Here is a 23,048-nt window from a genome sequence, read left to right as displayed (position 1 = left end):
TTGCTCGGTGAGCACCACCGAACGCACCCGCGCACTGCGCCGACGCATGATCGTCGAAGCGCGTCGGGCGACCGTCGAGCACGGGTTGAGCGGTTTCACGATCGAGCAGCTCTGCGAGACCGTCGGGGTGTCACGGCGCACGTTCTTCAACCACTTCGCGTCGAAGGACGACGCCGTGCTCGGCATCGAGCTGCACGCCGACGTCGAGGTGATCGAGGCCTACGCCGCCGGCGGGGCCGTGCCTGCAGGCCTCGGTCCACTCGACTCGATCGTCGCCCTGGCGATCGACCAGGTCCACCGCTACGGCATCGACCGGTCGGACGAGGTCCTGGTGCGCCGGGTCTTCGAGCGGGAGCCGGCACTCGTCGCGCGGTTCCTGTCGGCGACCGACGTGCAGCTCGCCCGCATCACCGCGGCGCTGCGACAGCGGTTCGGCTGGTCGGATCCGTCCGACCGCCGTGCGCGCCTGGTCACCGAAGCGGCCGCGGCGCTGGCGAAGGTCACCGCCGAGACCTACTTCGACGACGCCTTCGACGAGGCCACCGGCCCGCCGTTCGACGAGCTGCTCACCCAGAACCTCCGCCTGATGAGGGCGGCCATCACCACCGGACAGGACTCCACACCATGAGCGCAACCGCGCCGGGCACCACCAAGCGTGCCCGCCCCGGCACCGACGGACCGCTGCTGCTGACACAGCGCCGGATCTGGATCATCTTCTCCGCGCTCATCGCGGGGATGCTGCTCTCCAGCCTCGACCAGACCATCGTCTCGACGGCGATGCCCACCATCGTCGGCGAGCTCGGCGGCGTCGCGCACCAGGCGTGGCTGACGACCGGGTACCTGCTCGCCTCGACCATCGTGATGCCCGTCTACGGCAAGTTCGGTGACGTCCTCGGCCGCCGCAACCTGTTCCTCATCGCGATCGCCCTGTTCACCATCGCCTCGGCCGGGTGCGCCTTCGCCGGCGACTTCACGCAGCTCGTGGTGTTCCGAGCCATGCAGGGGCTCGGCGGCGGCGGTCTGATGATCCTGTCGCAGGCGATCATCGCCGACATCGTGCCCGCCTCGCAGCGCGGCAAGTACCTCGGCCCGCTCGGGGCGATCTTCGGCCTGTCCGCGATCGGCGGCCCGCTCCTCGGTGGCTTCTTCGTCGACCACCTCACCTGGAACTGGGCGTTCTACATCAACATCCCGGTCGGCATCGCGGCGTTCTTCGTGGCGTGGTTCGCGCTGACCCTGCCGAACAAGAAGGCGACGAAGCGCATCGACGTGCTCGGCGTGCTCTTCATGTCCGCCGCGACCACGTGCCTGGTGTTCTTCTCGGAGTTCGGCGGCAGCAAGGACCACGGCTGGGACGCCCCCGAGACCTGGGCCTGGTTCGCCGGGCTCGTCGTCTCCGCCGCGCTCCTCGTGCTCGTCGAGTCGCGTGCGCAGGACCCGGTCCTGCCGCTGTCGTTCTTCAAGAACCGCACCTTCCTGCTCGCGACCGGCATCGGCCTGGTGCTCGGCATCGGCATGTTCGCGGCGATCGGCTTCGTCCCGACGTTCCTGCAGATGGCATCAGGCACCTCGGCCGCGGTGTCGGGTCTGCTGATGCTGCCGATGATGGTCGGCCTGATCGGCACCTCGATCGCGTCCGGCAACCTGATCACCAAGACCGGCCGCTACCGGATGTTCCCGATCATCGGCACGGTCCTGGTCGCCATCGCGATGCTCGCGATGACCCAGCTCGCCGCGGCCACCCCGATCTGGCTGATCTGCGCGTACCTGTTCGTCTTCGGCGCCGGGCTCGGACTGATCATGCAGGTGGTCGTCCTGGTCGCGCAGAACGCCGTGCCGGCCGAGCAGGTGGGCACCGCGACCTCGACGAACAACTACTTCCGCGAGGTCGGCGCCTCCCTCGGGACCGCCGTGTTCGGTGCGCTGTTCACGGCCCGGCTCACGACGTCGCTCACCGACGTGTTCACCGGTGCCGGCGGCTCGGCGACCGATGCGGCGTCGTCGGCGGGCAGCATCGACCCCGCGACCGTGGCGAAGCTGCCCGAGGCAGTGCAGGACGGCATCGTGAACGCGTACGCCGACTCGCTGGCGCCCGTGTTCTGGTACCTGCTGCCCTTCATCGCGGTGGCGTTCCTGCTCGCCCTGTTCCTGCCGCAGATCACGCTCTCCGACACGGCCGGCATGGTCGCCCGTGGTGAGGCCGTCGGTGGCGACGAGGCCGACGAGCTCGAGCGTGCGCAGCGCAAGGGCCGGGCGGAGTCCGTTTCGGCGGAACCCGGGTCGTCCGGTGGTGAGACGCCGGACCGCGCGCAGCAGTAGTCCGGTCCCGGCAAAGCGACAGATCTCCGTGGAACATCCGTGGAGATCTGTCGCTTTCGCGGGATGGACGGTGGCGCGTCGGCGCGGTCTGACGCTTTCGCGGGGTGGTCGCGACCGCGTGCTGACGGGAGGCGCGGTGCCAGCTGGTGCCGCGCCTCCCGTCCGTCGTCCGGTCGGGTCCACTGCCGCTGCCCGCATTCGACGCGACCCTGCTCGCGAAAGCGACAGTGTGCCGCCGACCATCGGCGGCACACTGTCGCTTTCGCGGGGGTGAGGGGGCTGCCTCAGCGAGGAATGTCGCTTCCGCGGGAAGGAGCGGCGCTACGCGCCGGTGCTCGCGCGCCGGACCAGGCGGGTGGGGAGCGCTGCCGGCTCGGCCGCGGTGCCGTCGAGCGTCGCGAGCAGCCGTTCTGCGGCCGCGCGCCCGAGGTCGGCGCCGGGCAGGGCGACGCTCGTCAGCGCGGGGGCCGTCACCGACGACGACGGCAGGTCGTCGAAGCCGGCGACCGCGAGCTCCCCGGGAACCGCGATGCCCAGTGACCCGGCGACGCGCAGGACGCCGTAGGCCAGGGTGTCCGCCGCGGCGACGACCGCGGTGACGTCGTCGTCCTGCCAGGCCTCGATGACGTGCTCGGTGGCCGAGGCTGCGGCGTCCACGGTGAGGTCGGCGCGCGCGGTGACCTCGGACACGGTGATGCCAGCGGCGGCGCACTCCTGCTCGAAGAGGTCGCGCCGGACCCCGAACGTCGTCGCGCGGGAGGTCCCGTCGAGGTACCCGACGCGGCGGTGCCCCTGTTCGTGCAGGTGCGCGACGAGGTCGTGGACGCCGGGGGAGAGGTCGTAGTTGACCGCTTCGGAACCACCGGGGGCGTCGAGGAGCACCACGGGCACGCTCGCCGACATCGACTCGCCCGCGGCCGGGGCGTCGACGAGGATGCCCGCCGGCCGGAGGCGTTCGAAGCGCCGGACGTCGGCTGCCAGGGGCTGCGCGCCGCGCTCGGTGACCGACAGCACGAGCTGGAACCGGTCGCCGATGGTGTCGCGCACGCCGCGGATGACCTCGGCGAAGAAGGGGTTCGACAGGTCGGGGGCGATGAGGACGACCAGGTCGCCGCTGCCGCGCGCCAGGGAGCTCGCGGCGTGGTCGACGACGTAGCCGAGCTCGTCGACGGCGTCGCGCACCCGCGTGGCGATGGGGACGGACACCCGGCCGCGGTCCTTGCCGTTGACGACCAGGGAGACCGTGGCGATGCTCGTTCCGGCGCGCTCGGCCACCATGGCAGCGGTCACACGGCGGCCCGGAGCGACGGATGAAGGCACGGGTCGATGCTACCGAGGGTGCCTCGACGACTTGACGTCAAACGCTTGACGTGTTTCGATGTCAAACGCTTGACGCGCTGCGCGACGACGCTCTGTCGGACCGCGGACCCCCACCGCGTCGAGCACAGACCCCTCGATTCCCCGAAGAAGTGGAGCGCCCAGCGTGCCCAGTGTGACCCAGACCGCTGCGACCCAGCCCGCGAAGATCATCCTCGACTGCGACCCCGGCCACGACGACGCCGTCGCCATCCTGCTGGCCCACGGCAACCCGGACATCGAGCTCCTGGCCGTCACCACCGTCGTCGGCAACCAGACGCTGCCGAAGGTCACCCGCAACGCCCTCGCCGTCGCGCGCATCGCCGGCATCACCGGGGTGCCGTTCGCCGCGGGTGCCGACCGCCCGCTCCTGCGCCAGATCGAGGTCGCGCCGGACATCCACGGCGAGAGCGGCCTCGACGGGCCGATGCTGCCCGAGCCCTCGTTCGAGCTCGACCAGCGGCACGCCGTCGACCTGATCATCGAGACGGTCATGGCGCACGAGCCCGGCACCGTCACGCTGGTGCCGACCGGCGGCCTGACGAACATCGCCCTCGCGGCCCGCAAGGAACCCCGCATCGTCGAGCGCGTCAAGCAGGTCGTGCTCATGGGCGGTGGCGTGCACGTCGGCAACTGGAGCCCCGTCGCCGAGTTCAACATCGTCATCGACCCCGAGGCCGCGTCGATCGTCTTCGACGCCGGCTGGGACGTCGTCATGGTCGGACTCGACCTGACGCACCAGGCCCTCGCCACTCCGGAGGTCGCCGCACGCATCGCCGCCGTCGGCACCGCCCCCGCCGCGTTCGTCGGCGAGCTGCTCGACTTCTTCGGCCAGACCTACAAGGACGCGCAGGGCTTCGACTCCCCGCCGGTGCACGACCCCTGCGCCGTCGCGTACGTCATCGACCCGACCATCGTCCGCGCCGTGAAGGTCCCGATCCACATCGAGACCCAGGGCACCCTGACGCTGGGCATGACCGTCGCCGACTTCCGTGCGCCCGCGCCGGAGGACTGCCGGACGAGCGCGGCCATGGAGCTCGACCACGAACGGTTCTGGGACCTGGTCGTCGACGCCCTCGAGCGCATCGGCGAGACCCCTGACACCGGCTGGACCCCGCGCGCCGCCACGACCACCACCACGACCTCGGAGATCTGAGCACCATGACCACCACATCGACGAAGAAGTCGATCGGCGCCCTCACCGCGGCGCTCCTCGCAGCGTGCATCGCGTTCCAGCTCAACGCGAGCATGCTCAGCCCCGCGCTGGTCACGATGGCGCGCGAGCTCAAGACCGACGACGCCACGATCGGTCTCTCGCAGACCCTGTACTTCACGCTCGCGGCGCTGTTCTCGCTGTTCCTGCCGCGCCTGTCCGACATCGTCGGCCGTAAGCGCGTCCTGATCGGCATGCTCGCCGTGATGCTCGTCGGCAGCATCGTCGCCGCACTCGCCGTGAACGTGCCGATGCTGTTCGCCGGCCGGATCATCCAGGGTGTGACCGGTCCGGTCGTCCCGATCTGCCTGCTCGTCCTGCGCAACGAGATCGCCGACCCGAAGCGCTACGGCGCCGCGCTCGGTCTGCTCACCGCCGTGAACGGCGGCATCGCCGGGGTCGATGCCCTGGCCGGTGGCTGGATCGCCACGAACTTCGGGTTCCGCGGGATCTTCTGGGTCATCGCCGTCGTCACCGTCATCGCGCTGGCGCTCGTCGCCGTGTGGGGTGTGGAGTCGAAGCCGTCCGCCGGTACCCGGATGGACTGGATCGGCGTCGTGTCCCTCGTCGTCTCGGTCGGGGCGCTGCTCACCGCGTTCAACGAGGCCGGCAAGCTCGGTGCCGCCAACCCGGCACTGGTGATCGGCGGTGTCGTCGTCGCGCTCGCCGCCTTCGCGGTGTTCTGGGCGGTCGAGTCACGCGTGAAGGAGCCGCTCGTCGAGACCCGGTTCCTCAAGCGCCGTGCCACGTGGGCGCTCCTCGCGACGACGTTCCTGACCATGACGGGCGTCTTCGCGGTCGTCAACGGTCTCGTCACGTCGCTCGCGCAGAACGGCGACGCCGGCTTCGGCATGGAACCCGACCTCGCCTCGCTGGTGTTCCTCACCCCGTACGCGCTGGTCGGCTGGATCGTCGGTCCGTTCGCCGGACGCCTCGCGCCGACCATCGGCTACCGCGCCGTGCTCCGCTTCGGCCTGATCGGCAGCATCGTCTCGACGGTCCTGATGGCACTGGTGGGCGTGCACTCGCTGCCGGTCCTGGTCACCGCGACCGTCCTGATCGGCATCACGTACGCCGGCATCGCGAACATCATCCTGAACGGCCTGGGCATCGTGCTCTCGCCGGAGTCGAACCCCGGCTTCCTGCCCGGTCTGAACGCCGGTGCGTTCAACCTCGGTGCCGGGGTCAGCTTCGCCGTCCTGCCGGCGCTGCAGATCGCGCTCGGGGTCGGCGGGTCCGCGGGCACCGCCGGGTACTCGGGTGGCATGCTGCTCGGTGCCGTGATCACGACCGCCGCGCTCGCGATCTCGTTCCTCATCCCCCGCCCGGAGAACGCCGAGACCACGTCCGTCGCGCCGCCGAAGGAGACCGTCCGTTGACCCAGACCATCGTGATCGTCGGATCGCTCAATGCGGACCTGGTGGTCCGGACCGAGCGGTTCCCGAAGCCCGGTGAGACCCTGCACGGGTCCGACCTGGCGATCCTGCCGGGTGGCAAGTCCGCCAACCAGGCGGTGGCTGCCGGGAGGCTCGGGGGCACGGTCCGCATGATCGGTGCGGTCGGTGACGACGGGAACGGTGCGCTGCTCCGCGACTCCGTCGCGGCTGCGGGTGCGGACACGACGCACGTCGCCGTCCGGGAGGGCGTGGCCACCGGCACCGCCGTCATCACGGTCGACGGCGCCGGGGAGAACACCATCGTGATCTCCGCCGGCGCCAACGGCACGCTGACGCCGGACGACGTGCCCGCCGACGCCTTCGACGACGCCGGCGTGCTCGGCCTCTGCCTCGAGGTCTCGATCGACGTCGTCCTCGCCGCAGCCCGGGCAGCGCACGCCGCCGGGGTCACGGTGCTGACGAACCTGTCGCCCTTCGGCGACGTCCCTGCCGAGATGCTCGAGCTGACCGACGTCCTGCTCGTCAACGAGCACGAGGCCGAGTCGCTCGGCGAGCACGGTGTCGCCCGCTCGATCGTCACCCGCGGCGGCTCGGGCTGCGTCGTGCACGACGGTGAGGCGGACCCGGTGTCGATCGACGCCGTCCGGGTCGAGCCGGTGGACACGACGGGCTGCGGCGACGCCTTCATGGGTTCGGTGGCCCTGCGGCTGGCGGCGGGGGACTCCCTCGTCGACGCCGCACGGTTCGCGGTGGGGGTCGGGGCGTACGCCGCGACGAAGGCGGGCGCGCAGGCCTCGTACCCGACCACGGCGGAACTCGAGGCGTTCCTGCGGGCGTAGGGCGGGCCTCCAGGCAGCTAGCGTTGTGGCATGCGCGTGGGAGTCCTCGACATCGGGTCCAACACCGGCCACCTGCTCGTGGTGGACGCCCACGGCGGCGCCGCGCCGCTGCCGGCGTCCTCGTTCAAGCAGCCACTGCGGTTGGCCGAGCACCTCGACGACGCCGGGGCGGTGACGCCCGAGGGCGTCGACGCGCTGACGCGGTTCGTCGCGGATGCCGTGCGCGTTGCCGAGGAACGCGGCTGCGAGGACATGCTCGCCTTCGCGACCTCGGCCGTGCGCGACGCGGTGAACTCCGACGAGGTGCTCGCCCACGTCGAGGCCTCGACCGGGGTCGAACTGGCCGTCCTGTCCGGTGGGGACGAGGCGCGACTGACGTTCCTGGCGGTCCGGCGGTGGTTCGGGTGGTCGGCCGGACGTCTCGCGGTGTTCGACATCGGCGGTGGGTCACTCGAGATCGCCGGGGGCGCCGACGAGGCGCCGGACGTCGCGTGGTCGATGCCGATCGGTGCTGCACGGCTCGCCCGCTCGTACTTCGCCGCGGGCACCCCGACGGAGGACGACGTCCGCCGCATCCGGCACGAGATCCGCGTGGAGATCGCCCGCGACGCCGGCAAGTTGCTCCGCGCCGGTCGGCCGGACCGTGCCGTGGCGACCTCGAAGACCTTCCGGTCGATCGCGCGGATCTGCGGGGCGGCGCCATCGGGTGCCGGTCCGCTCGTGCCGCGGGTGCTCGACGGTGACGTGCTCCGGTCGAAGCTGCCGGCGCTGCTGACGATGTCGGTCGACGAACTCGCGACGCTGCCCGGGGTGTCGGCGAGCCGTGCGCACCAGGTGGTGCCGGGAGCGCTCGTGGCCGAGGCCTGCCTCGACATCTTCGACCTGCCGGCGCTGGAGATCTGCCCGTGGGCGCTCCGCGAGGGCGTGATCCTCGAGCGGCTCGACCAGCTGTCGGTGCTGGGCAACTCCCAGTAGTGACCATTATGGTCAGTACATGACCAAAACGGACACACCCCGTGCGCTCGTCCCCGGCGCACTCTGGACGGTCGCGGGAGTCGGATGGCTCGTCGGCGAAGCCGTCTCGGCGTCGGCGTTCCCCGGCTACAGCTACGCGACGAACTACATCTCCGACCTCGGGGTCCCCGACGTCGGCGCGTTCCAGGGGCGGGGGATCGACTCACCGCTGCACGCGCTCATGAACACGACGTTCATCGGGCAGGGCGTCCTGTTCGGGATCGCAGCGGTGCTCGCCGTCGCGGTGTTCCGTGCCGCGTCCCGCCGTGCGCGGGTGGCGACCGCGGTCCTCGCCGTGGTCCACCTGGTCGGGATGGTCCTGGTCGGCTCGTTCCACGGCAGCCAGACGAGCACCGACGGCGGCACCATCGTGTTCCACGTGCTCGGCGCGGCGGCAGCGATCACGACCGGCAACCTCGTGGCGATCACCGCCGGCATCGGGTCCCGGGCGCTGCGGGCGCCGGCGGCCTACCGGATCGCGAGCGTCGTGCTCGGGATCGTCGGCCTCGTCTCCCTCGTGATGCTCGTCGTGGACTCGTCGTCGACGGTGATCGACGTGCTCCCCGACGGCGTGTGGGAGCGTGCATCCGTGTACACGATCGTCGCGTGGGAGCTCATGACCGGGATCACCCTGCTGGTCGCGGGGACGCGGCGCCAGCGGGCGGCACGAGCCACGGTGGTCCGCGCATGATCCGCCCCGCGCGCCGTGCTCGGCCCTCTGCCGAGGAGATCAACGGGGACGTCCTGGACATCACCGCCGGACTCATCGCCCGCCGCGGCATCAAGGACACCGCCGTGCAGGCCGTCGCCGACCAGGCCGGCTACTCGAAGGCGGGCATCCTCGCCCGGTTCACGAGCAAGGAGCTGCTCGTCGAGGCCGCGCTCGCGCAGTGCGCCGTGCAGACCGAGGCGATCCGGGCAGCTGCCTCCGACGTCCCCGCGGGGGAGTCCCGCGACGCCGCGGCGCTCGCGGGGATCGCCGACCTCGCACTCGCCCGGCCGGGGTGGGCGGAACTCGCCCTCGCGGCGTTCACCCTGCGGCGCGGGGACGACGTCGGCGTCCGGCTCGAACCGGTCGCCGCGACGCTCCTCGACGTGTTCGGCATCGACATGGCCGACGCCACGGCCACCCCGCTGGACCGGCGGGCGCGGGTCTCCGGGGCGTTCGGTGCGATCGTGATGCTCGCGCTGACGTACGAGACCGAGGCCTCCGCCGCCGAGGCCCGGCCGCACATGCTGCAGGTCGGGTGGGACGCCCTCGGCCACGACGGGTTCGTGCCGCTCGGGGTCGTCGGCTAGGGCCGCTCGGACCTCGGTGGAGCCAGCAGCCACGGACGGATCAGCTTGGTCACGAAGGGCAGCACCCAGAACGTCATGATCGGTGTGAGCACGAGCGTCGTGATGAGCACCCGCGGCAGCGCTGCGAGTCCCGCGAACGACGGCACGAGCAGCCCGACGACGATCGTGAACGCCAGGTTCACCGGGAAGAAGCCGAGCCAGATGCTCACCGCCTGCTTCCACCGCGGGGGAGCGCTCGATGCAGGGGCGTCCTGCGGGACGTCGAACCAGCCCTCGATGCCGGTGCGTTTCTCGACGCGGGACTCCACGACCAGGTCGCGCCCGAGGTCGAGCCAGCGGAGCCTGTCGTCGGAGTTCTCCCACGTGGCCAGTGAATCGTGGTCGGCGAAGCGGTAGAGCATGTGCCACTCGCGGGACTGCGCCCGGGACCGCACCCACCCGGAGCCGAGGAACCCCGGGTACCGGTTGGCGAGGTTCACGCCGGACTGCACCCAGTGGGTGACCTCGGGGATGCGGTCGGGTTCGACCAGGCGGGTGATGGACACAGTGACGGGCGGGCCGGCGGTCTCGGGTGACGACTGCAGGCTCCCAGGCTCTTGTGGAGTCATGGGTCCAGTGTCGCGGACGCGTGTTACCGGCTCGTGTCGTCGAGGAGGTCAGTCCTCTGCTGACAGGCCGTGGAGCTGCATCGCCGCGATCACTGCAGGATCGTGCGTTCGGAGCGGTTCCGCTGTGACCTCGTGGAGCAACCGGCTCCGGTCCCCGTCGTCCGATCGCTCGAACACCGTCCAGAGCTCGAGGTCGGACCCGTGCCGGGAAAGGAACCGCACTCCGTCGAACACCGGGTTCACTCCGCGAGCCCCAGCCGCTGCGCGGACTCGAGGAACTCCGGACGGAGCTGTGCCACGGTCGCAGCTGCGCCGACGTCGCAGAACACTCCGGAAAGCGCCGCGCGGGCGAGGAGCCGCTCTCGGAACCACGTCGACGGTACGACACCGGCTTGGCCCGTCGGGTAGAGCGCATCGACTTCGTCTTCGATGATCTCCGCCATTGCGTCGATGACCTGAGGGTCCGGGCGGAACTGTGCGAGTACCTCGACGAGGGACGCGAACGGCGAGGAACCCGCGTAACTCGTCCGGTAGGTTCCGTTCGGCGAATCCCATCGGCCAGGGAACACTCCACCGTCTGCCCACTTCCAATCGGACCAACCCCACGGCGTCGGCTTCCGACCGACGCGCCACACCGGTCCGTCGGGGCGGCAGGCGACGAGGTCGCCCTCGAGCTTCATCAGCCGTTCGCCACGAACGCTCGGGCCGCGTCCAAGACCCTCGGGCCGACTTCGTCCAGGTCGCCCTCGCGCAGGGTCCGCGCCGGGGAAGCGTCGTCGAGTCGCGGATTGAGTCCCTGGAACCAGGCTTGGGCAACGCGTTCTCCGTCGACCCCGGCGATGAACTCGGCCACGCGGAACGTGAGCTTCAGCCGCTGCTCGACGACGCTTGATGGCCGTCGGCCCCCGGCTTCGGACCATTGCTGCACCGCTCGGGTCTCGTTCACCCCCGCGATGTACGCGACCAGCTTGGAGCCGAGAACCGAGCGGAGGTCCCCCACGATCTCCGGGAGGTCAGCGCGGATCGAGCGTTCGAATGCCTGGAGCTCAGTGGTGCGCATGCTTGCAACTTACCACTCACACCCCAGATCACACCCCGGATCACATCACACCGCGCAGCAGTGAAGACGCCTAGCTCGCCTGCTTCTTCTCGGCGGGGGCCTTCTTGGCCACGGGCTTCTTCGCAGGTGCCTTCTTTGCCGGGGTCTTCTTCGTGGGGGCCTTCTCGGTGGCCTTCGCGGGCGCAGTCTTCTCGGCAGACGCCTTCTTCGCCGGCGCCTTCTTCGTCGAGCCGGACGTGCTCGAGTCGGAACCCGACGACGAACGCGAGCTGGACGACGAACGCGACCCCGAGCCTCCTGTCCGCTTCTTGTCCACGGACGCACGCAGGGCGGCCATCAGGTCGAGGACGTCACCGCCCTCGCCCTCGTCGTCCTCGTCCTCCTTCGCGCCGAACGTCTTCTCGGTGTCGATGTCGTCACCGGCGTCGAGCTTGGCGTCGATGAGCTGCTGCAGTTCCTCTTGGTAGGAATCGGTGTAGCGGTCGGGATCGAAGTCCGTCGACATGCTCTCGACGAGCGACGAGGACATCTTCAGCTCGTTCGTGCTGACCTTCACCGACGAGTCCAGCGCCGTGAAGTCGGCGGCTCGGACCTCGTCGCCCCACAGCAGCCCCTGCAGCAGGATGACGTCGTCGTGGACGCGCAGCACGCCGAGCCGGGTCTTCTGGCGCAGCGTGAACTGCACGATCGCGAGCCGGTCGGTCTTCGCCAGGGTCTCGCGCAGCAGCACGTAGGCCTTCGGCGAGCGCGAGTCCGGCTCGAGGTAGTACGTCTTCTCGAACATCATCGGGTCGACCTGATCGACGGGGACGAACTCGAGCACCTCGACCTCGTGCGACTGCTCCTCGGGGAGCTGCTTGAAGTCGTCCGCGGTCAGCACCACGGTCTTGTCGCCGTCGTCGTAGGCACGCTGGATGTCGGCGTACTCGACCTCGTGGCCGAACTCGCAGACGCGCTTGTAGCGGATGCGGCCCTTGTCCTCGTCGTGGACCTGGTGCAGGGACACGTCGTGGGTCTCGGTGGCCGCGTACACCTTGATGGGCACGTTGACGAGCCCGAACGCGATGGAACCCTTCCAGATCGACCTCATGCGCACATGATGCCCGTGTCCGCACGGGAGTGCCCGCAGCCGACGGGTTCTCCACAGATCCGGGTTCGCTGGACCGTCGACCGGTCGACGCGAGCACGATGGGCGCATGAGCCAGCTCGACAAGCAGGACCCGCGCTCGCAGTTCCCCAGACCGCCGTTCCCCGCGCAGACGCAGCAGGGGTCCGGGCTGGCCAGTGCGATGGACCCGCCGCCCGACCACGGCGAGGTCTCCTACCTCGGCACGGGACGCATGCGGGGGTACCGCGTGCTCGTCACGGGTGCCGACTCCGGCATCGGCCGAGCCGCGGCGATCGCGATGGCGAAGGAAGGGGCAGACGTCGCACTGAACTCCCTGCCCGAGGAGATCGACGACCTGACCGAGGTCCGTGACGTCATCGCCGACCTCGGTCGCAACGTCGTGATGCTGCCCGGTGACCTGACGGACGAGGGCTTCTGCGACGAACTCGTCCGGACGGCGGTGCGCGACCTCGGCGGGCTGGACGCCCTCGTCCTGGTCGCCGGACACCAGCTGGTGCACGAGGACGTCACCGAGCAGTCGACCGAGGACTTCGACCGCACGATGAAGGTCAACCTGTACTCGCTGTTCTGGCTGGTCCGGGCAGCCGTGCCGCACATGGCGCCGGGCAGCGCGATCGTGACGACGAGTTCGGTGTCCGCGTACCAACCGCAGGACCGCATGATCGACTACGCGGCGACGAAGGCCGCGATCACCACCTACACCAACGGCCTCGCGCGGCAGCTCGCGGCGAAGGGCATCCGGGCGAACACCGTGGTACCCGGGCCGGTGTGGACGCCGTTGCAGCCGATCAGCTACCCGGGCGACGAGATCGCACGGTACGGCCAGGACACCCCCTTCGGCCGGCCGGCGCAGCCCGTCGAGCTCGGCAGCGCCTACGTGTACCTGGCGGGGCCGGAGTCGTCGTACACCTCGGGCACGACCCTGACGGTGGCGGGAGCGACCGGGGTGGCGCTGTGAGTCCGGCGGCCCGCAAGACCGTCGTCCTGGTCGGCGATCGGCGACTGGCGCTGACGAACACGGACAAGGTGCTCTACCCCGAGACCGGCACGACCAAGGGGCGGGTGATCGAGTACTACGAGCGTGTGGCGCCGTGGATGATCCCGCACGTCAAGGACCGTCCAGTGACCCGGAAGCGGTGGGCGAACGGCGTCGACGGCAAGGTCTTCTTCGAGAAGAACCTGCCGGACTCCGCGCCCGACTGGGTCCGCCACCACACCATCCACCACTCCGAGCACGACAACGAGTACCCGATCGTCGACGACCTGCCGACCCTCGTGTGGATGGCGCAGCAGGCCGCGCTGGAACTGCACGTGCCGCAGTGGCGGTTCGGCCCGCGCGGTGGGCAGCAGAACCCGGACCGGCTCGTGCTCGACCTGGACCCCGGCGAGGGCGTCGGCCTGCCCGAGTGCGTCGAGGTGGCGGTCGCGGCACGCGAGATCCTGCACGGCATGGGGCTCGACCCGTACCCGGTGACCTCCGGTTCGAAGGGGATCCACCTCTACGCCGCCCTCGACGGCCGGTCGACCACGGCGAACGTCTCCGACGTCGCGCACGAACTCGCGAAGGCGCTCGAGCACGACCTGCCCGACCTGGTGCTGTCGTCGATGAGCCGGGCCGAGCGGACGGGCAAGGTGTTCGTCGACTGGTCGCAGAACAACGGCAACAAGACGACGATCGCGCCGTACTCGCTGCGCGGCCGCGAGCGGCCGACGGTCGCAGCACCCCGCACCTGGAAGGAGCTCGAGGAACGCGGGCTCGCGCAGCTCACGTTGGACGAGGTCCTCGAACGCCTGCAGGCGCACGGGGACCACCTGCACCCGGTCGCCTCCGCCTCGCTGGCCGTCGGGCGCGACGACCACGGTCACTGGGACAGCGACCGGACCGAGCGTGCGAACGAGGCCGAGCAGCCGGCTCGCGACCGGCTCACTGCCTACCGCGCGAAGCGCGACGCCTCGAAGACGCCGGAACCGGTGCCCGAAGGAGCCCCCACGGTCCGGAAGGACGGCACCCCGACGTTCGTGATCCAGGAGCACCACGCCACCCGCGACCACTACGACTTCCGGCTCGAGCACGACGGCGTGCTCGTGAGCTGGGCATTGCCCAAGGGCGAACCGAACGACCCGGGCAAGAACCACCTGGCCGTGCAGACCGAGGACCACCCGCTCGAGTACGGCGCGTTCGAGGGCACGATCCCGAAGGACGAGTACGGCGGCGGCACGGTCACGCTCTGGGACGACGGCACCTACGAGCTCGAGAAGTGGCGCGAGGGCGAAGAGGTCATCGTCACCCTGCACGGTCGGACCGGCGGCGCTCGCCGACTGGCGCTCCTGCACACCCGCGGCCGGGGCGGAGCGGGCGACGAGAAGAACTGGCTCATCCACCGCACGAAGGAGCAACCCGACAAGCTGGCGGACGCCGGCGGCGCGACGGACGCGGGGCGGGCCTCCCGTCCCTCTGCCGCGCACCGAGACGGACAGCGGCGCATCAGCGGAGCCAGCCCTGCGGACACCCCTCCGGTGGACCGACGGACCATGCAGGCCACCCTGGCGAAGGACGCACCCCGGCTGGACCCGGCCGACTGGGCGTTCGAGATGAAGTGGGACGGCGTCCGTGCGCTCGCCACCGTCCGGGACGGCTCGGTCACGCTGCGGAGCCGGAACGACAACGACCTGACGGAGCAGTACCCGGAACTGCAGGAACTCGGCGACCGTGCCGGGGTCGACGGCGTCTTCGACGGCGAGATCGTCGCGTTCGACGACCGGGGGCGCCCGAGCTTCCAGCTCCTGCAGAACCGGATGGGCCTGACGAAGGCGCGTGAGGTGCGGGCGGCGCAGCAGGCGACCCCCGTGCGGTTCCTGCTCTTCGACGTGCTCGAGGCCGACGGGCACGAACTCACCCGCCTGGCGTACGACGCCCGGCGGCAAGCGCTCGAGACGGTCGTCGAGCCCGGCGGGGCGATCGACGTGCCGCCAGCCTCGCAGGGTGACCTCGACGGCGTGATGGCGTCGTCGCAGGATCAGGGCCTCGAGGGGGTCGTCGCGAAGAAGCGCAGCTCGAAGTACGCCGAGGGCAGGCGGTCCGAGGCCTGGCTGAAGCTGAAGCACCACGCCACGCAGGAAGTCGTGGTCGGTGGGTGGAAGCCGGGCAGCGGTCGTCGAGCGGGTGGGATCGGCTCGTTGCTGCTCGGCGTGCCCGGTCCGGACGGTCTCGAGTACGTCGGCAAGGTCGGTACCGGGTTCCGTGACCGCGACCTCGACGAGATCGCCGCAGCGCTGCGACCGCTCGACCGGAAGACCTCGCCGTTCGTCGACGTGCCCCGGATCGACGCACGGGACGCGCACTGGGTGACGCCGAAGCGGGTGGGCGAGGTCGAGTTCGCCGAGTGGACCGGTGACGGACGCCTCCGGCAGCCGTCCTGGCGGGGCTGGCGGCCGGACAAGGACCCCGAGGACGTGGTGCGCGAGCACTGACCTGCTCGCCGGACCGGCCGCCCTGTGCCAGCTCGCGAACGCGCTGATGCGTGCGCATGGGGTCCGCCCGTGGCGAAATTCCGTCCCCCGTCCGGCGCCCGGGCGGGGGACGTTTCCACCCGTCCGGCCGCCGGTCCGCCGCCGACTGTTACGTTCGCCGGGACGAAAGGGCCTGGGGATGAGCTCGAGCAAGTACCTGCCGCCGTACACGGCCGAGGAACGCGTCGCGATCAACGGGGATCGTGCCGCACGGATCCCGGTCGATCCGGGGGCCGTGGTGACCGACACCGAAGCGACCTACGCGGACTTCCTCGCCGACGAGACCGACGAGTAGCCGCCGGGGCGGGGGAGAGGACGGCCCGTGCACCGGATCAGGGAGCGCACGGGCCGCCGTCGAAGCACCGTGACCGACCCTTCAGGGATGGCCGGCCACGGCGCGCTCGCACCAGGCGCGCGGAGGCGTACCTGGTAGGCACGTACTAAGGACGTGACGAACACCCGATTCGTCACACGAGAATCCGAGATCCGCGAAGAGGAGCTGCTCCTGTCCAGCGACGAAGCCCTCGCGGCGTTGTCCGACGCCTCGCTCGTCGAGCGCAGCGCCGACGGCGACACGGCCGCGTTCGGGGTGCTGATCCGTCGGTACGGACCGCACATGCGGGCCTACGCGGCTCGGATCCTCGGGTACGGCGACGGCGAGGCCGACGACGCCGTCCAGGAAGCCGCACTGCAGGCCTGGCAGCGCATCGACCGGGTCGAGGACCCGGAGCGGGTGCGCAACTGGCTCTTCCGGATCGCGGCCAACAAGGCCCTCGACCGGCTCCGCGGGCGGCACCCGCACGCCGACCTCGAAGCGATGGTCGACGCCCCGGACGAACGACCCGTCGACGAGGTGGTCGCCACCCGGATGCAAGTGCGGGAACTCGCGCGTATCGTGCAGGCACTCCCGGATGCACAGCGCGCCGTCTGGGTGATGCGCGAGGTGGGTGGGGCGCCCTACGCCGAGATCGCCGAGGCGACCGGGTTGCCCGCGCCGACCGTCCGCGGGCTGCTCGCACGTGCGCGGCGACGAGTGCTCGAACAGATGGAGGGGTGGCGATGACCGACGACGTCGACGACCGTCACGGTGCCTTCACGCTGGACGAACTCTCCGACTACCTCGACGCCGACCGGACTCCTGTCCGGGCGGACATCGAGGGTGACCCCGAAGCCGTCGCCGCACTCGAGCGGCTGCAGGCCCTGCGGGTGGCATCACGGGACCTGCTCGACACCGAGGCATCGGCGGACGGCGACGAGCGCTGGATCAGCTCGGTGCTCGCGTCCATCCGGACGACCGCCCACGCCGGACGGGACATCCCCGTCCCCGACGACGATCCGGCCGCGCACCTGGTCGTGACCGAGGGGGCTCTGCGCGGACTCGTCCGCACCCTCGGTGACGACGTGCCCGGTGTCGTCGTCCGGCGGACCCGGTTCAGCGGGGACGTCGGGGTCCCCGGCGGCGCCGTGGACGTCGACGTCACCATCGTGGCCACGCTCGAGGCATCGGTGTCGGACCGTGCCGAGGCGCTCCGGGCGCACATCACGTCGGTGCTCGGCGCGCACGCACCGTTCCGGATCCGCAGTGTCGTCGTCCGCGTCGCCGACGTCGTGGTCGGGGGCACACCGTGACCGCGGACGTCCGGGTGCTCTCCCGCGAACTCACCTCCGTCGTCCTCGCGGTGCCGGGCGTCCGGTCGGTCCTGCCGCCCGGACCCGGGCTCGCCACGCTCGTCCGCGACGTCCGCTCCGTGCTCGAGATCCCGCGGGACGGTGGGGCCGTGCTCGTGCAGGACCGCCCGGACGGGGCGCGGATCCGCGTGGTCGTCACGACCGACCGGGCCGTGCCGACGATCACGGTCATCCGGGCCGTGCGTGACGCCGTCGTGACCGCAGCGCGCCACTCCCTCGGGGCATCGCCCTCCGACGTCACGGTCCGCGTCGTCGAGATCGACTGAGCGTCAGGCGGCCGGTGCCGGTCCGTCCGACGGCTCGGCGTCGTCCGCGACGGGGAGGTCCTCGTCGACGAGCTCGTCCTCGCCGGGCTCGGACACCTCGGCCGCAGCGGCCTTGGCCTCGTCGATGGACTCCTGCGAGCGGCGGAGGAGGTCGTCGTCGTGTGCAGTCTGGTCGCTCATGCTCCAGGAGGCTACGCGGGCGTGCCTGTGTCGGCGTCCCGGCGTCCGGCCGGGCGGTGCGATCCCCAGTGCGTCCTGCCCCGCGGATCGGTCCTCGGGTGGGGCGGTTCGAAGTCGACCGCTGAGGTCGGAGCCGGTGACGAGGGCATCGCCGGCGCGGCCGGTGCGCCGTACGCGTCCGCCGCATCGAGCACGGCGCGCGTCGCCGCCGCGGCCGTCCGCAGGGCGTCGCCGATCGGCATCGCCCGGTGGCCGGGGGTCCGGACCTCGACACCCCACGGCTCGTCGAAGCCGAGCTCCCGGACGGTGCGCACGAGCCCCGGCAGGTCCCACGCGCCCGCTCCGGGCAGGTACCGTGCCTCGCGGGCTTCTTCGGACAGGGTCATGCCGGCCGGGGTGTGCAGGAGCCCGTCGCTCAGTTCGACCGCCGCGAGCGTCGCGGGCGCGACCGCCTGGCGGATCGACGCCAACGTGGACCCGCCCCGCAGGGTGTGCATCGCGTCGAGCAGCAGCCCGCCGTTCGGGTGACCCGCCGCTGCGACGAACCGCGAGGCCCGTTCGATCGTCGGCAGGTTCGACCACGGCTCGGGTTCGAGGACGAGCTGCGCGCCGACGGCCGCGGCCTGGTCGGCCAGGACGGTCCAGTCGTCGGCCATCGTGAGCGGTGAAGCGCCGGGCAACGTCGTGTCGGCACGAGCGATCACCTGCCAGGCACGGAGCGCCGCGGCGGCCTCGAGGACCACCCCGCGGTCGGCGGCGTCGTCGTCGGTCCGGCTCGTGCACGTCCACCAGCGGTCGAGCGGCCCCAACTGGACCCAGACGATCCCCGCCCCGTCGAGCATGCGACGGAGTTCGGCGAAGCCCGTCGTCGCACGCACCTCGTGCAGGTCGTCGAGTGACAACGAGAGCCCGGCGAACCCAGCGGCACCGACCGCGTGGACCCGTTCGCTGATGGGCTCGTCGCCCGCCCACGTCCACGACGTCGCCAGCAGATCGTGTTCCATCACGGCCGTACCTCCGTCATCCCGGAGCAGCTGCAGACGCCCGTCGCGATGGTCCTGCCCCGTGTGTGCGACGCCGCGATCCCCACCTGGCGTCGAACCAGGGATACCCGGCGTGTCTGCGAGCCCTCCCAGCGGCGCGTCACACTGCGGAAACGCCGGTCAGACGATGCGGGTGCGGACCGTGCCGATGCCGGCGATCGTGCCGACGACGAGTTGTCCGCGTTGCAGGACCCCGACCCCCTCGGGCGTCCCCGTCATGAGCAGATCCCCTGGGGCGAGCGTCACCGACCGCGACAGCGCCGCGATCGTCTCCGCCACGGACCAGATCTGCTCGGCCAGGTCACCGACCTGCCGTCGTTCGCCGTCGATGACGAGCTCGATCACACCAGCCGTCGGTTCGATGCCCTGCGCCGGAACGATCGCGCCGATCGGTGCCGAGGCGTCGAACCCCTTCGCCGTGTCCCAGGGGCGACCGAGGCGCTTGGCCTCGGCCTGGAGATCGCGTCGGGTGAGGTCGATGCCCACCGCGTAGCCCCAGACGTGGCTGAGCGCGTCGTCGACGCCGATGTCCGCGCCGCCGGTGCCGATCGCGACGACCAGTTCGACCTCGTGCTCGAGCTGCGCCGTCTGCGGCGGGTACCGGGTGTCCGCGTCGTCGACGACGACGGCGTCCGCCGGCTTGGTGAAGAAGAACGGCGGCTCGCGATCTGGGTCGTGACCCATCTCGCGTGCGTGCGCCGCGTAGTTCCGACCGACGCAGAAGACGCGTCGGACGGGGAAGCGTGCGCCCGTGGTCGTGGGGACGGTCGGGAGGGTCGGGGCCGGGATGACGAGGTCGGTCACGGTCTCAGCGTGGCAGGCTCGCAGGGCGTCGGTTCAGCTCTCACCGAAGGACGCCTCGTACTTGAGCTTCCGCGCGCGGGCGCGCTCCTGCCGTTCGCGCCACTCGATCCGTGCCTGGCGGAGCTCCTCCTCGGCGCCCTTCGCCCGCATCATGGGGCCGTAGTGCGGATCGGCGAGCAGCGCTGGCGTGGTGAGCTCACGTCCGTCCAGCCAGTACTTGAAGTCCCGGTCACTGAGCTTCGAGATCATCGTTCATCCCTTCGTTCGTCGCTGTCTTCAGGTCATCGAGTGCCTGGCGGACCCAGCGGTCGTCAGCGGTCGTCCAGTCGCGGGTGGTCAGGGCGACCGACATGACAGCCGCGGCCTCTCGCTGCCGCACGTCGTCCGAGGTCGCGCGGTCGGCGACCCACGACCAACGCTGCCACCAGAGATCCCGGTGCCCCAAGAACTCGGTATTTCGCCGCCCGGCCCGCCCGTCGACGACCGACACGACCAACGCGCCGACGGCCACGAGAGCCCCGACCACCGACACGACCGCACTCGTCAACGCGACATCCATGTGGACCACCCTGACGCCACATGACCGGCCACGCGGCGGGCGTGACCGGTCCTGTGGACGGTGATCCGGGCCTCCCGGCCTGTGCAGGAGGGATCAGGCAGACGGGTCCTGCGGCCACCCCGAGAACTCCCACCCGTCGACGGACGGGTGGTCCTCGCCCCGTGAGTAGGCGTACTCGCGGGCCGCGTCCCGTGCGGCGGACAGCCGGTCGAGCAACTCGGCGTGTGCGCCCGCGTCGACCCGCGTCAGGGCGTCGTGCGCCAGCGCGAAGCGGTCCATCTCGTTCCGCATGAGCATGTCGAACGGCGACGTCGTCGTGCCCTGCTCCAGGAAGCCATGCACGTGCAGGTCGTCGTGCCCGTTGCGACGGTACGTCAGCTGGTGCACGAGCGACGGGTACCCGTGGAACGCGAACACCGTCGGGGTCCCGGGCAGGAAGAGCTCGTCGTACCGCTCGTCGGGGATCGGGTGCTCGTGCTTCCGCGGGTCACCGAGGGCGAGCAGGTCGACGACGTTGACGACCCGGACGCCGACCCCGGGAGCGTGCTGCCGGATGATGTCCGCGGCGGCGATCGCCTCGACCGTGGGGACGTCCCCGGCGCAGGCGAGGACGACGTCGACGCGACCGACGGACTGCTCGGTGCCGGCCCAGTCCCAGACCCCGAGACCTGCGTCCGCGTGGGCGACGGCGTCCTCGAGGGACAGGAAGACGGGCTCGGGGTGCTTCCCGGCGACGATCACCTCGATGCGGTCGGTGGTCTCGAAGGCGTGTGCCGCGACGGCGAGCAGCGTGTTGGCGTCGGCGGGCAGCTTGATCCGGACCAGGTCCTGCTGTTTGGACGCGACGACGTCGAGGAACCCGGGGTCCTGGTGGGAGAACCCGTTGTGGTCCTGCCGCCAGACGTGCGACGACAGCAGGATCGACAGGTTCGACACGGGCGCCCGCCAGTCGATGTCGGTCGAGGACTCGAGCCACTTGGCGTACTGCCCGACCATCGAGTCGATGATGTGGGCGAACGCCTCGTAGGTGTTCAGGAGCCCGTGCCGGCCGGAGAGGACGTAGCCCTCGAGCATGCCCTCCAGCAGGTGCTCGGACAGCACCTCGGTCACGCGTCCACGGGCAGCGAGGTGCTCGTCGCCGACCGCGCGTTGTGCCCGCCACACGCGCGAGGTGACGTCGAAGACGGCGTCGAGCTTGTTCGAGATCGTCTCGTCCGGGCCGAAGAGCCGGAACGACGACGGGTTCTTCGTGATCAGCGCTGCGAGCCACGGGCCGAGCGTGCCGGTGGCCGAGGCCGTCGAGCCGGCGGGGACCCCGTACGCGTCGAGCGCTGGTCGGTCGAGGGCCGTCCGGATGCGCCCGCCGTTGGCGTGGGGAGTGGCGCTCATCCGGTCGTCGCCGGTGGGACGGATCGTCGTCATGATCCCGACGGGGTTCCCGTCCGCGTCGAAGAGCTCCTCGGGTCGGTACGACCGCATCCACTCCTCGAGCTGGGCGCGGTGTGCGGAGTTCTCGCGGACCTCGGACAGCGGCACCTGGTGGGCGCGGAACGTCCCCTCGATCTGCTGGCCGTCGACCTCCTTCGGCCCGGTCCACCCCTTCGGACTGCGGAGGATGATCATCGGCCAGCGCGGGCGCAGGTCGGCGGCGCCGGCGGGTTGCCCGGCAGCCGCACGTTCGGCCTGCGCCCGAGCTGCCGCCTGGATGTCGTCGATCGATGCGAGCGCTCGACGCAGAGCACCGTCGAACAGCGCGTGCACGGCGTACGGGTCGTCGTCGACCCGCTTCGAGTCCACCACGATCGGGTCGTACCCGAGGCCACGGAAGTAGGCGGTCAGGTCCTCACCGGGGATCCGGGCGAGGACGGTGGGGTTCGCGATCTTCCACCCGTTGAGGTTGAGGATCGGGAGCACGGCACCGTCGGACACCGGGTCGAGGAAGGTGTGTGCCTGCCACGACCCCGCGAGCGGGCCGGTCTCCGCCTCGCCGTCGCCGACGACGCACGCGACCACCAGGTCGGGGTTGTCCAGGGCCGCTCCGTACGCGTGGGCGAGGGAGTAGCCGAGTTCGCCGCCCTCGTTGATGGACCCGGGTGTCTCCGGTGCCGCGTGCGACGGGATCCCGCCGGGGAACGAGAACTGCCGGAAGAAGCGCTGCAGGTCGGCGTCCGCGTACAGCTCGCCCCACGTGCCGTCGAGCCAGGCGTTCGCGTTCATCGCCGGGCCGCCGTGGCCCGGGCCGCAGACGTACAGGAACTCGCGTCCGGTCTCGGCGATCAGCGCGTTGCAGTGCGCGTACACGAGGTTGAGGGCGGGCGAGGTGCCCCAGTGTCCGAGCAGCCGGGGCTTGATGTCGTCGGGCTCGATCGGCCGCCCCAACAGCGGGTTGTCCAGCAGGTAGATCTGCCCGACCGTCAGGTAGTTGGCGGCACGCCACCAGGCGTCGACCGCCCGGAGTCGGTCGGTGATGGAGAGCTGTGCAGGAGCCATGCCCCCACGCTACGAAATGCCGGCCCCGTGAACCTCAGGAAACCCGTTCCAAACCGATCGCGGGGGTGCACCGAATGAGTTGCACAGGGCAAAAGCCCAGGGCGCTCTCCGGTCAGACATGGCCGTTGTTCAGCGTACGCACAGGAGCATACGTCGGCCGTCGGCCGGGGTGCCCACACAGCAAAGGAAACGATCACCATGCGCAAGAGCCTGAAAACCTCCATCACCCTCGCCACGACCGGCGCCCTCGTGCTCGGCGGTGCCGCGTTCGGC

25 protein-coding genes are annotated in these 23,048 nt (G+C 71.0%); 14 read left to right on the top strand and 11 right to left on the bottom strand.

What is annotated here, in order from left to right; genetic code table 11:
- Positions 1-7 precede the first annotated feature (7 nt).
- Together ACIPV1_RS16010 and ACIPV1_RS16005 are read left to right on the top strand one after the other, a co-directional pair.
- A complete protein-coding gene (locus ACIPV1_RS16010) occupies positions 8-628 on the top strand; it encodes a TetR/AcrR family transcriptional regulator (protein ID WP_243648990.1) in 621 nt (206 codons plus the stop codon).
- The gene (locus tag ACIPV1_RS16005) at positions 625-2,319 is read left to right on the top strand and encodes an MDR family MFS transporter (RefSeq protein WP_402726788.1); all 1,695 of its coding nucleotides are present in this window, start codon (positions 625-627) and stop codon (positions 2,317-2,319) included. The genes ACIPV1_RS16010 and ACIPV1_RS16005 overlap by 4 nt, the downstream gene beginning before the upstream one ends.
- A 321-nt stretch (positions 2,320-2,640) precedes the next feature.
- Here ACIPV1_RS16005 and ACIPV1_RS16000 read toward each other — a convergent pair whose 3' ends face one another.
- Entirely contained in the window at positions 2,641-3,639 is a 999-nt protein-coding gene (locus ACIPV1_RS16000) for a LacI family DNA-binding transcriptional regulator (protein ID WP_402726787.1), read from the bottom strand.
- Between the two features lie 172 nt (positions 3,640-3,811).
- On the opposite strand from ACIPV1_RS16000, the gene ACIPV1_RS15995 reads away from it, so the two are divergent.
- From ACIPV1_RS15995 to ACIPV1_RS15970, 6 genes are read left to right on the top strand one after another with little or no spacing between them, the layout of a single operon-like run.
- The gene (locus ACIPV1_RS15995; RefSeq protein ID WP_402726786.1) at positions 3,812-4,831 is read left to right on the top strand and encodes a nucleoside hydrolase; all 1,020 of its coding nucleotides are present in this window, start codon (positions 3,812-3,814) and stop codon (positions 4,829-4,831) included.
- A gap of 5 nt (positions 4,832-4,836) precedes the next feature.
- Entirely contained in the window at positions 4,837-6,267 is a 1,431-nt protein-coding gene (locus ACIPV1_RS15990; protein WP_402726785.1) for an MFS transporter, read from the top strand.
- Entirely contained in the window at positions 6,264-7,124 is an 861-nt protein-coding gene (locus ACIPV1_RS15985) for a ribokinase (RefSeq protein ID WP_402726784.1), read from the top strand. Before ACIPV1_RS15990 ends, ACIPV1_RS15985 begins: the two co-directional genes overlap by 4 nt.
- A 30-nt stretch (positions 7,125-7,154) precedes the next feature.
- Positions 7,155-8,099, top strand: a complete 945-nt coding sequence (locus tag ACIPV1_RS15980; RefSeq protein ID WP_123294888.1) for a Ppx/GppA phosphatase family protein — start codon at positions 7,155-7,157, stop codon at positions 8,097-8,099.
- Between the two features lie 19 nt (positions 8,100-8,118).
- Positions 8,119-8,829 (top strand): DUF998 domain-containing protein, encoded by a 711-nt coding sequence (locus ACIPV1_RS15975; protein ID WP_402726783.1) that lies wholly within the window; start codon positions 8,119-8,121, stop codon positions 8,827-8,829.
- Positions 8,826-9,437 carry a TetR/AcrR family transcriptional regulator gene (locus ACIPV1_RS15970; RefSeq protein ID WP_402726782.1) on the top strand — a complete coding sequence of 204 codons (612 nt, stop codon included), beginning with the start codon at positions 8,826-8,828 and terminating at the stop codon, positions 9,435-9,437. Before ACIPV1_RS15975 ends, ACIPV1_RS15970 begins: the two co-directional genes overlap by 4 nt.
- On the opposite strand, the gene ACIPV1_RS15965 is transcribed toward ACIPV1_RS15970, so the two are convergent.
- From ACIPV1_RS15965 to ACIPV1_RS15950, 4 genes are all read right to left on the bottom strand, one after another.
- Positions 9,434-10,045: an antibiotic biosynthesis monooxygenase gene (locus ACIPV1_RS15965; protein WP_123937324.1), complete on the bottom strand. Its 612-nt coding sequence runs from the start codon at positions 10,043-10,045 to the stop codon at positions 9,434-9,436. The genes ACIPV1_RS15970 and ACIPV1_RS15965 overlap by 4 nt on opposite strands.
- A gap of 239 nt (positions 10,046-10,284) precedes the next feature.
- Entirely contained in the window at positions 10,285-10,488 is a 204-nt protein-coding gene (locus ACIPV1_RS15960) for a hypothetical protein (protein WP_123937325.1), read from the bottom strand.
- A 236-nt stretch (positions 10,489-10,724) separates the two neighbouring features.
- Complete coding sequence (locus ACIPV1_RS15955) at positions 10,725-11,105, bottom strand: hypothetical protein (RefSeq protein WP_123937326.1); 381 nt, start codon at positions 11,103-11,105, stop codon at positions 10,725-10,727.
- 70 nt (positions 11,106-11,175) lie between these two features.
- Positions 11,176-12,195 (bottom strand): Ku protein, encoded by a 1,020-nt coding sequence (locus ACIPV1_RS15950; RefSeq protein WP_402726781.1) that lies wholly within the window; start codon positions 12,193-12,195, stop codon positions 11,176-11,178.
- Positions 12,196-12,301: 106 nt separating this feature from the next.
- Here ACIPV1_RS15950 and ACIPV1_RS15945 point away from each other — a divergent pair, with 106 nt between their 5' ends.
- From ACIPV1_RS15945 to ACIPV1_RS15920, 6 genes are all read left to right on the top strand, one after another.
- On the top strand, positions 12,302-13,192 hold the full coding sequence (locus ACIPV1_RS15945) for an SDR family oxidoreductase (protein WP_402726780.1): 891 nt from the start codon (positions 12,302-12,304) through the stop codon (positions 13,190-13,192).
- Positions 13,189-15,705 (top strand): ATP-dependent DNA ligase, encoded by a 2,517-nt coding sequence (locus tag ACIPV1_RS15940; protein WP_402726779.1) that lies wholly within the window; start codon positions 13,189-13,191, stop codon positions 15,703-15,705. The genes ACIPV1_RS15945 and ACIPV1_RS15940 overlap by 4 nt, the downstream gene beginning before the upstream one ends.
- Before the next feature lie 178 nt (positions 15,706-15,883).
- A complete protein-coding gene (locus tag ACIPV1_RS15935; RefSeq protein WP_159570798.1) occupies positions 15,884-16,039 on the top strand; it encodes a hypothetical protein in 156 nt (51 codons plus the stop codon).
- Positions 16,040-16,192: 153 nt separating this feature from the next.
- Positions 16,193-16,807 carry an RNA polymerase sigma factor gene (locus ACIPV1_RS15930; protein ID WP_402726778.1) on the top strand — a complete coding sequence of 205 codons (615 nt, stop codon included), beginning with the start codon at positions 16,193-16,195 and terminating at the stop codon, positions 16,805-16,807.
- Positions 16,804-17,373 (top strand): hypothetical protein, encoded by a 570-nt coding sequence (locus ACIPV1_RS15925; protein WP_123937329.1) that lies wholly within the window; start codon positions 16,804-16,806, stop codon positions 17,371-17,373. Before ACIPV1_RS15930 ends, ACIPV1_RS15925 begins: the two co-directional genes overlap by 4 nt.
- Complete coding sequence (locus tag ACIPV1_RS15920) at positions 17,370-17,699, top strand: hypothetical protein (RefSeq protein ID WP_123937330.1); 330 nt, start codon at positions 17,370-17,372, stop codon at positions 17,697-17,699. Before ACIPV1_RS15925 ends, ACIPV1_RS15920 begins: the two co-directional genes overlap by 4 nt.
- Before the next feature lie 3 nt (positions 17,700-17,702).
- On the opposite strand, the gene ACIPV1_RS15915 is transcribed toward ACIPV1_RS15920, so the two are convergent.
- From ACIPV1_RS15915 to ACIPV1_RS15890, 6 genes are all read right to left on the bottom strand, one after another.
- Positions 17,703-17,879, bottom strand: coding sequence for a hypothetical protein (locus ACIPV1_RS15915; protein WP_165901280.1), 177 nt, complete (start codon positions 17,877-17,879; stop codon positions 17,703-17,705).
- An 11-nt stretch (positions 17,880-17,890) separates the two neighbouring features.
- Entirely contained in the window at positions 17,891-18,883 is a 993-nt protein-coding gene (locus tag ACIPV1_RS15910; protein ID WP_402726777.1) for a sugar phosphate isomerase/epimerase family protein, read from the bottom strand.
- Between the two features lie 159 nt (positions 18,884-19,042).
- The gene (locus ACIPV1_RS15905; RefSeq protein WP_402726776.1) at positions 19,043-19,726 is read right to left on the bottom strand and encodes a fumarylacetoacetate hydrolase family protein; all 684 of its coding nucleotides are present in this window, start codon (positions 19,724-19,726) and stop codon (positions 19,043-19,045) included.
- 33 nt (positions 19,727-19,759) lie between these two features.
- Positions 19,760-19,975: a hypothetical protein gene (locus tag ACIPV1_RS15900; RefSeq protein ID WP_123294902.1), complete on the bottom strand. Its 216-nt coding sequence runs from the start codon at positions 19,973-19,975 to the stop codon at positions 19,760-19,762.
- On the bottom strand, positions 19,956-20,285 hold the full coding sequence (locus ACIPV1_RS15895) for a hypothetical protein (RefSeq protein WP_402726775.1): 330 nt from the start codon (positions 20,283-20,285) through the stop codon (positions 19,956-19,958). Before ACIPV1_RS15895 ends, ACIPV1_RS15900 begins: the two co-directional genes overlap by 20 nt.
- Before the next feature lie 93 nt (positions 20,286-20,378).
- The gene (locus ACIPV1_RS15890; RefSeq protein WP_402726774.1) at positions 20,379-22,775 is read right to left on the bottom strand and encodes a phosphoketolase; all 2,397 of its coding nucleotides are present in this window, start codon (positions 22,773-22,775) and stop codon (positions 20,379-20,381) included.
- Between the last annotated feature and the right edge of the window lie 273 nt (positions 22,776-23,048).

The sequence above is a fragment of the Curtobacterium sp. NPDC089991 genome, from assembly GCF_044748425.1.
Classification (GTDB): Bacteria; Actinomycetota; Actinomycetes; order Actinomycetales; family Microbacteriaceae; genus Curtobacterium.
Note: the sequence above shows the minus strand (reverse complement) of the source record. Positions and strands in the feature narration are given on the sequence as shown.

What these genes read in the sequence shown, in the direction of transcription:
- ACIPV1_RS16005 (WP_402726788.1), top strand. Translation starts at nt 625, where the DNA reads ATGAGCGCAACCGCGCCGGGCACCACCAAGCGTGCCCGCCCCGGCACC.
- ACIPV1_RS15990 (WP_402726785.1), top strand. Translation starts at nt 4,837, where the DNA reads ATGACCACCACATCGACGAAGAAGTCGATCGGCGCCCTCACCGCGGCG.
- ACIPV1_RS15980 (WP_123294888.1), top strand. Translation starts at nt 7,155, where the DNA reads ATGCGCGTGGGAGTCCTCGACATCGGGTCCAACACCGGCCACCTGCTC.
- ACIPV1_RS15975 (WP_402726783.1), top strand. Translation starts at nt 8,119, where the DNA reads ATGACCAAAACGGACACACCCCGTGCGCTCGTCCCCGGCGCACTCTGG.
- ACIPV1_RS15970 (WP_402726782.1), top strand. Translation starts at nt 8,826, where the DNA reads ATGATCCGCCCCGCGCGCCGTGCTCGGCCCTCTGCCGAGGAGATCAAC.
- ACIPV1_RS15965 (WP_123937324.1), bottom strand. Translation starts at nt 10,045, where the DNA reads ATGACTCCACAAGAGCCTGGGAGCCTGCAGTCGTCACCCGAGACCGCC.
- ACIPV1_RS15960 (WP_123937325.1), bottom strand. Translation starts at nt 10,488, where the DNA reads ATGGCGGAGATCATCGAAGACGAAGTCGATGCGCTCTACCCGACGGGC.
- ACIPV1_RS15955 (WP_123937326.1), bottom strand. Translation starts at nt 11,105, where the DNA reads ATGCGCACCACTGAGCTCCAGGCATTCGAACGCTCGATCCGCGCTGAC.
- ACIPV1_RS15950 (WP_402726781.1), bottom strand. Translation starts at nt 12,195, where the DNA reads ATGAGGTCGATCTGGAAGGGTTCCATCGCGTTCGGGCTCGTCAACGTG.
- ACIPV1_RS15945 (WP_402726780.1), top strand. Translation starts at nt 12,302, where the DNA reads ATGAGCCAGCTCGACAAGCAGGACCCGCGCTCGCAGTTCCCCAGACCG.
- ACIPV1_RS15935 (WP_159570798.1), top strand. Translation starts at nt 15,884, where the DNA reads ATGAGCTCGAGCAAGTACCTGCCGCCGTACACGGCCGAGGAACGCGTC.
- ACIPV1_RS15925 (WP_123937329.1), top strand. Translation starts at nt 16,804, where the DNA reads ATGACCGACGACGTCGACGACCGTCACGGTGCCTTCACGCTGGACGAA.
- ACIPV1_RS15915 (WP_165901280.1), bottom strand. Translation starts at nt 17,879, where the DNA reads ATGAGCGACCAGACTGCACACGACGACGACCTCCTCCGCCGCTCGCAG.
- ACIPV1_RS15910 (WP_402726777.1), bottom strand. Translation starts at nt 18,883, where the DNA reads ATGGAACACGATCTGCTGGCGACGTCGTGGACGTGGGCGGGCGACGAG.
- ACIPV1_RS15900 (WP_123294902.1), bottom strand. Translation starts at nt 19,975, where the DNA reads ATGATCTCGAAGCTCAGTGACCGGGACTTCAAGTACTGGCTGGACGGA.
- ACIPV1_RS15895 (WP_402726775.1), bottom strand. Translation starts at nt 20,285, where the DNA reads ATGGATGTCGCGTTGACGAGTGCGGTCGTGTCGGTGGTCGGGGCTCTC.
- ACIPV1_RS15890 (WP_402726774.1), bottom strand. Translation starts at nt 22,775, where the DNA reads ATGGCTCCTGCACAGCTCTCCATCACCGACCGACTCCGGGCGGTCGAC.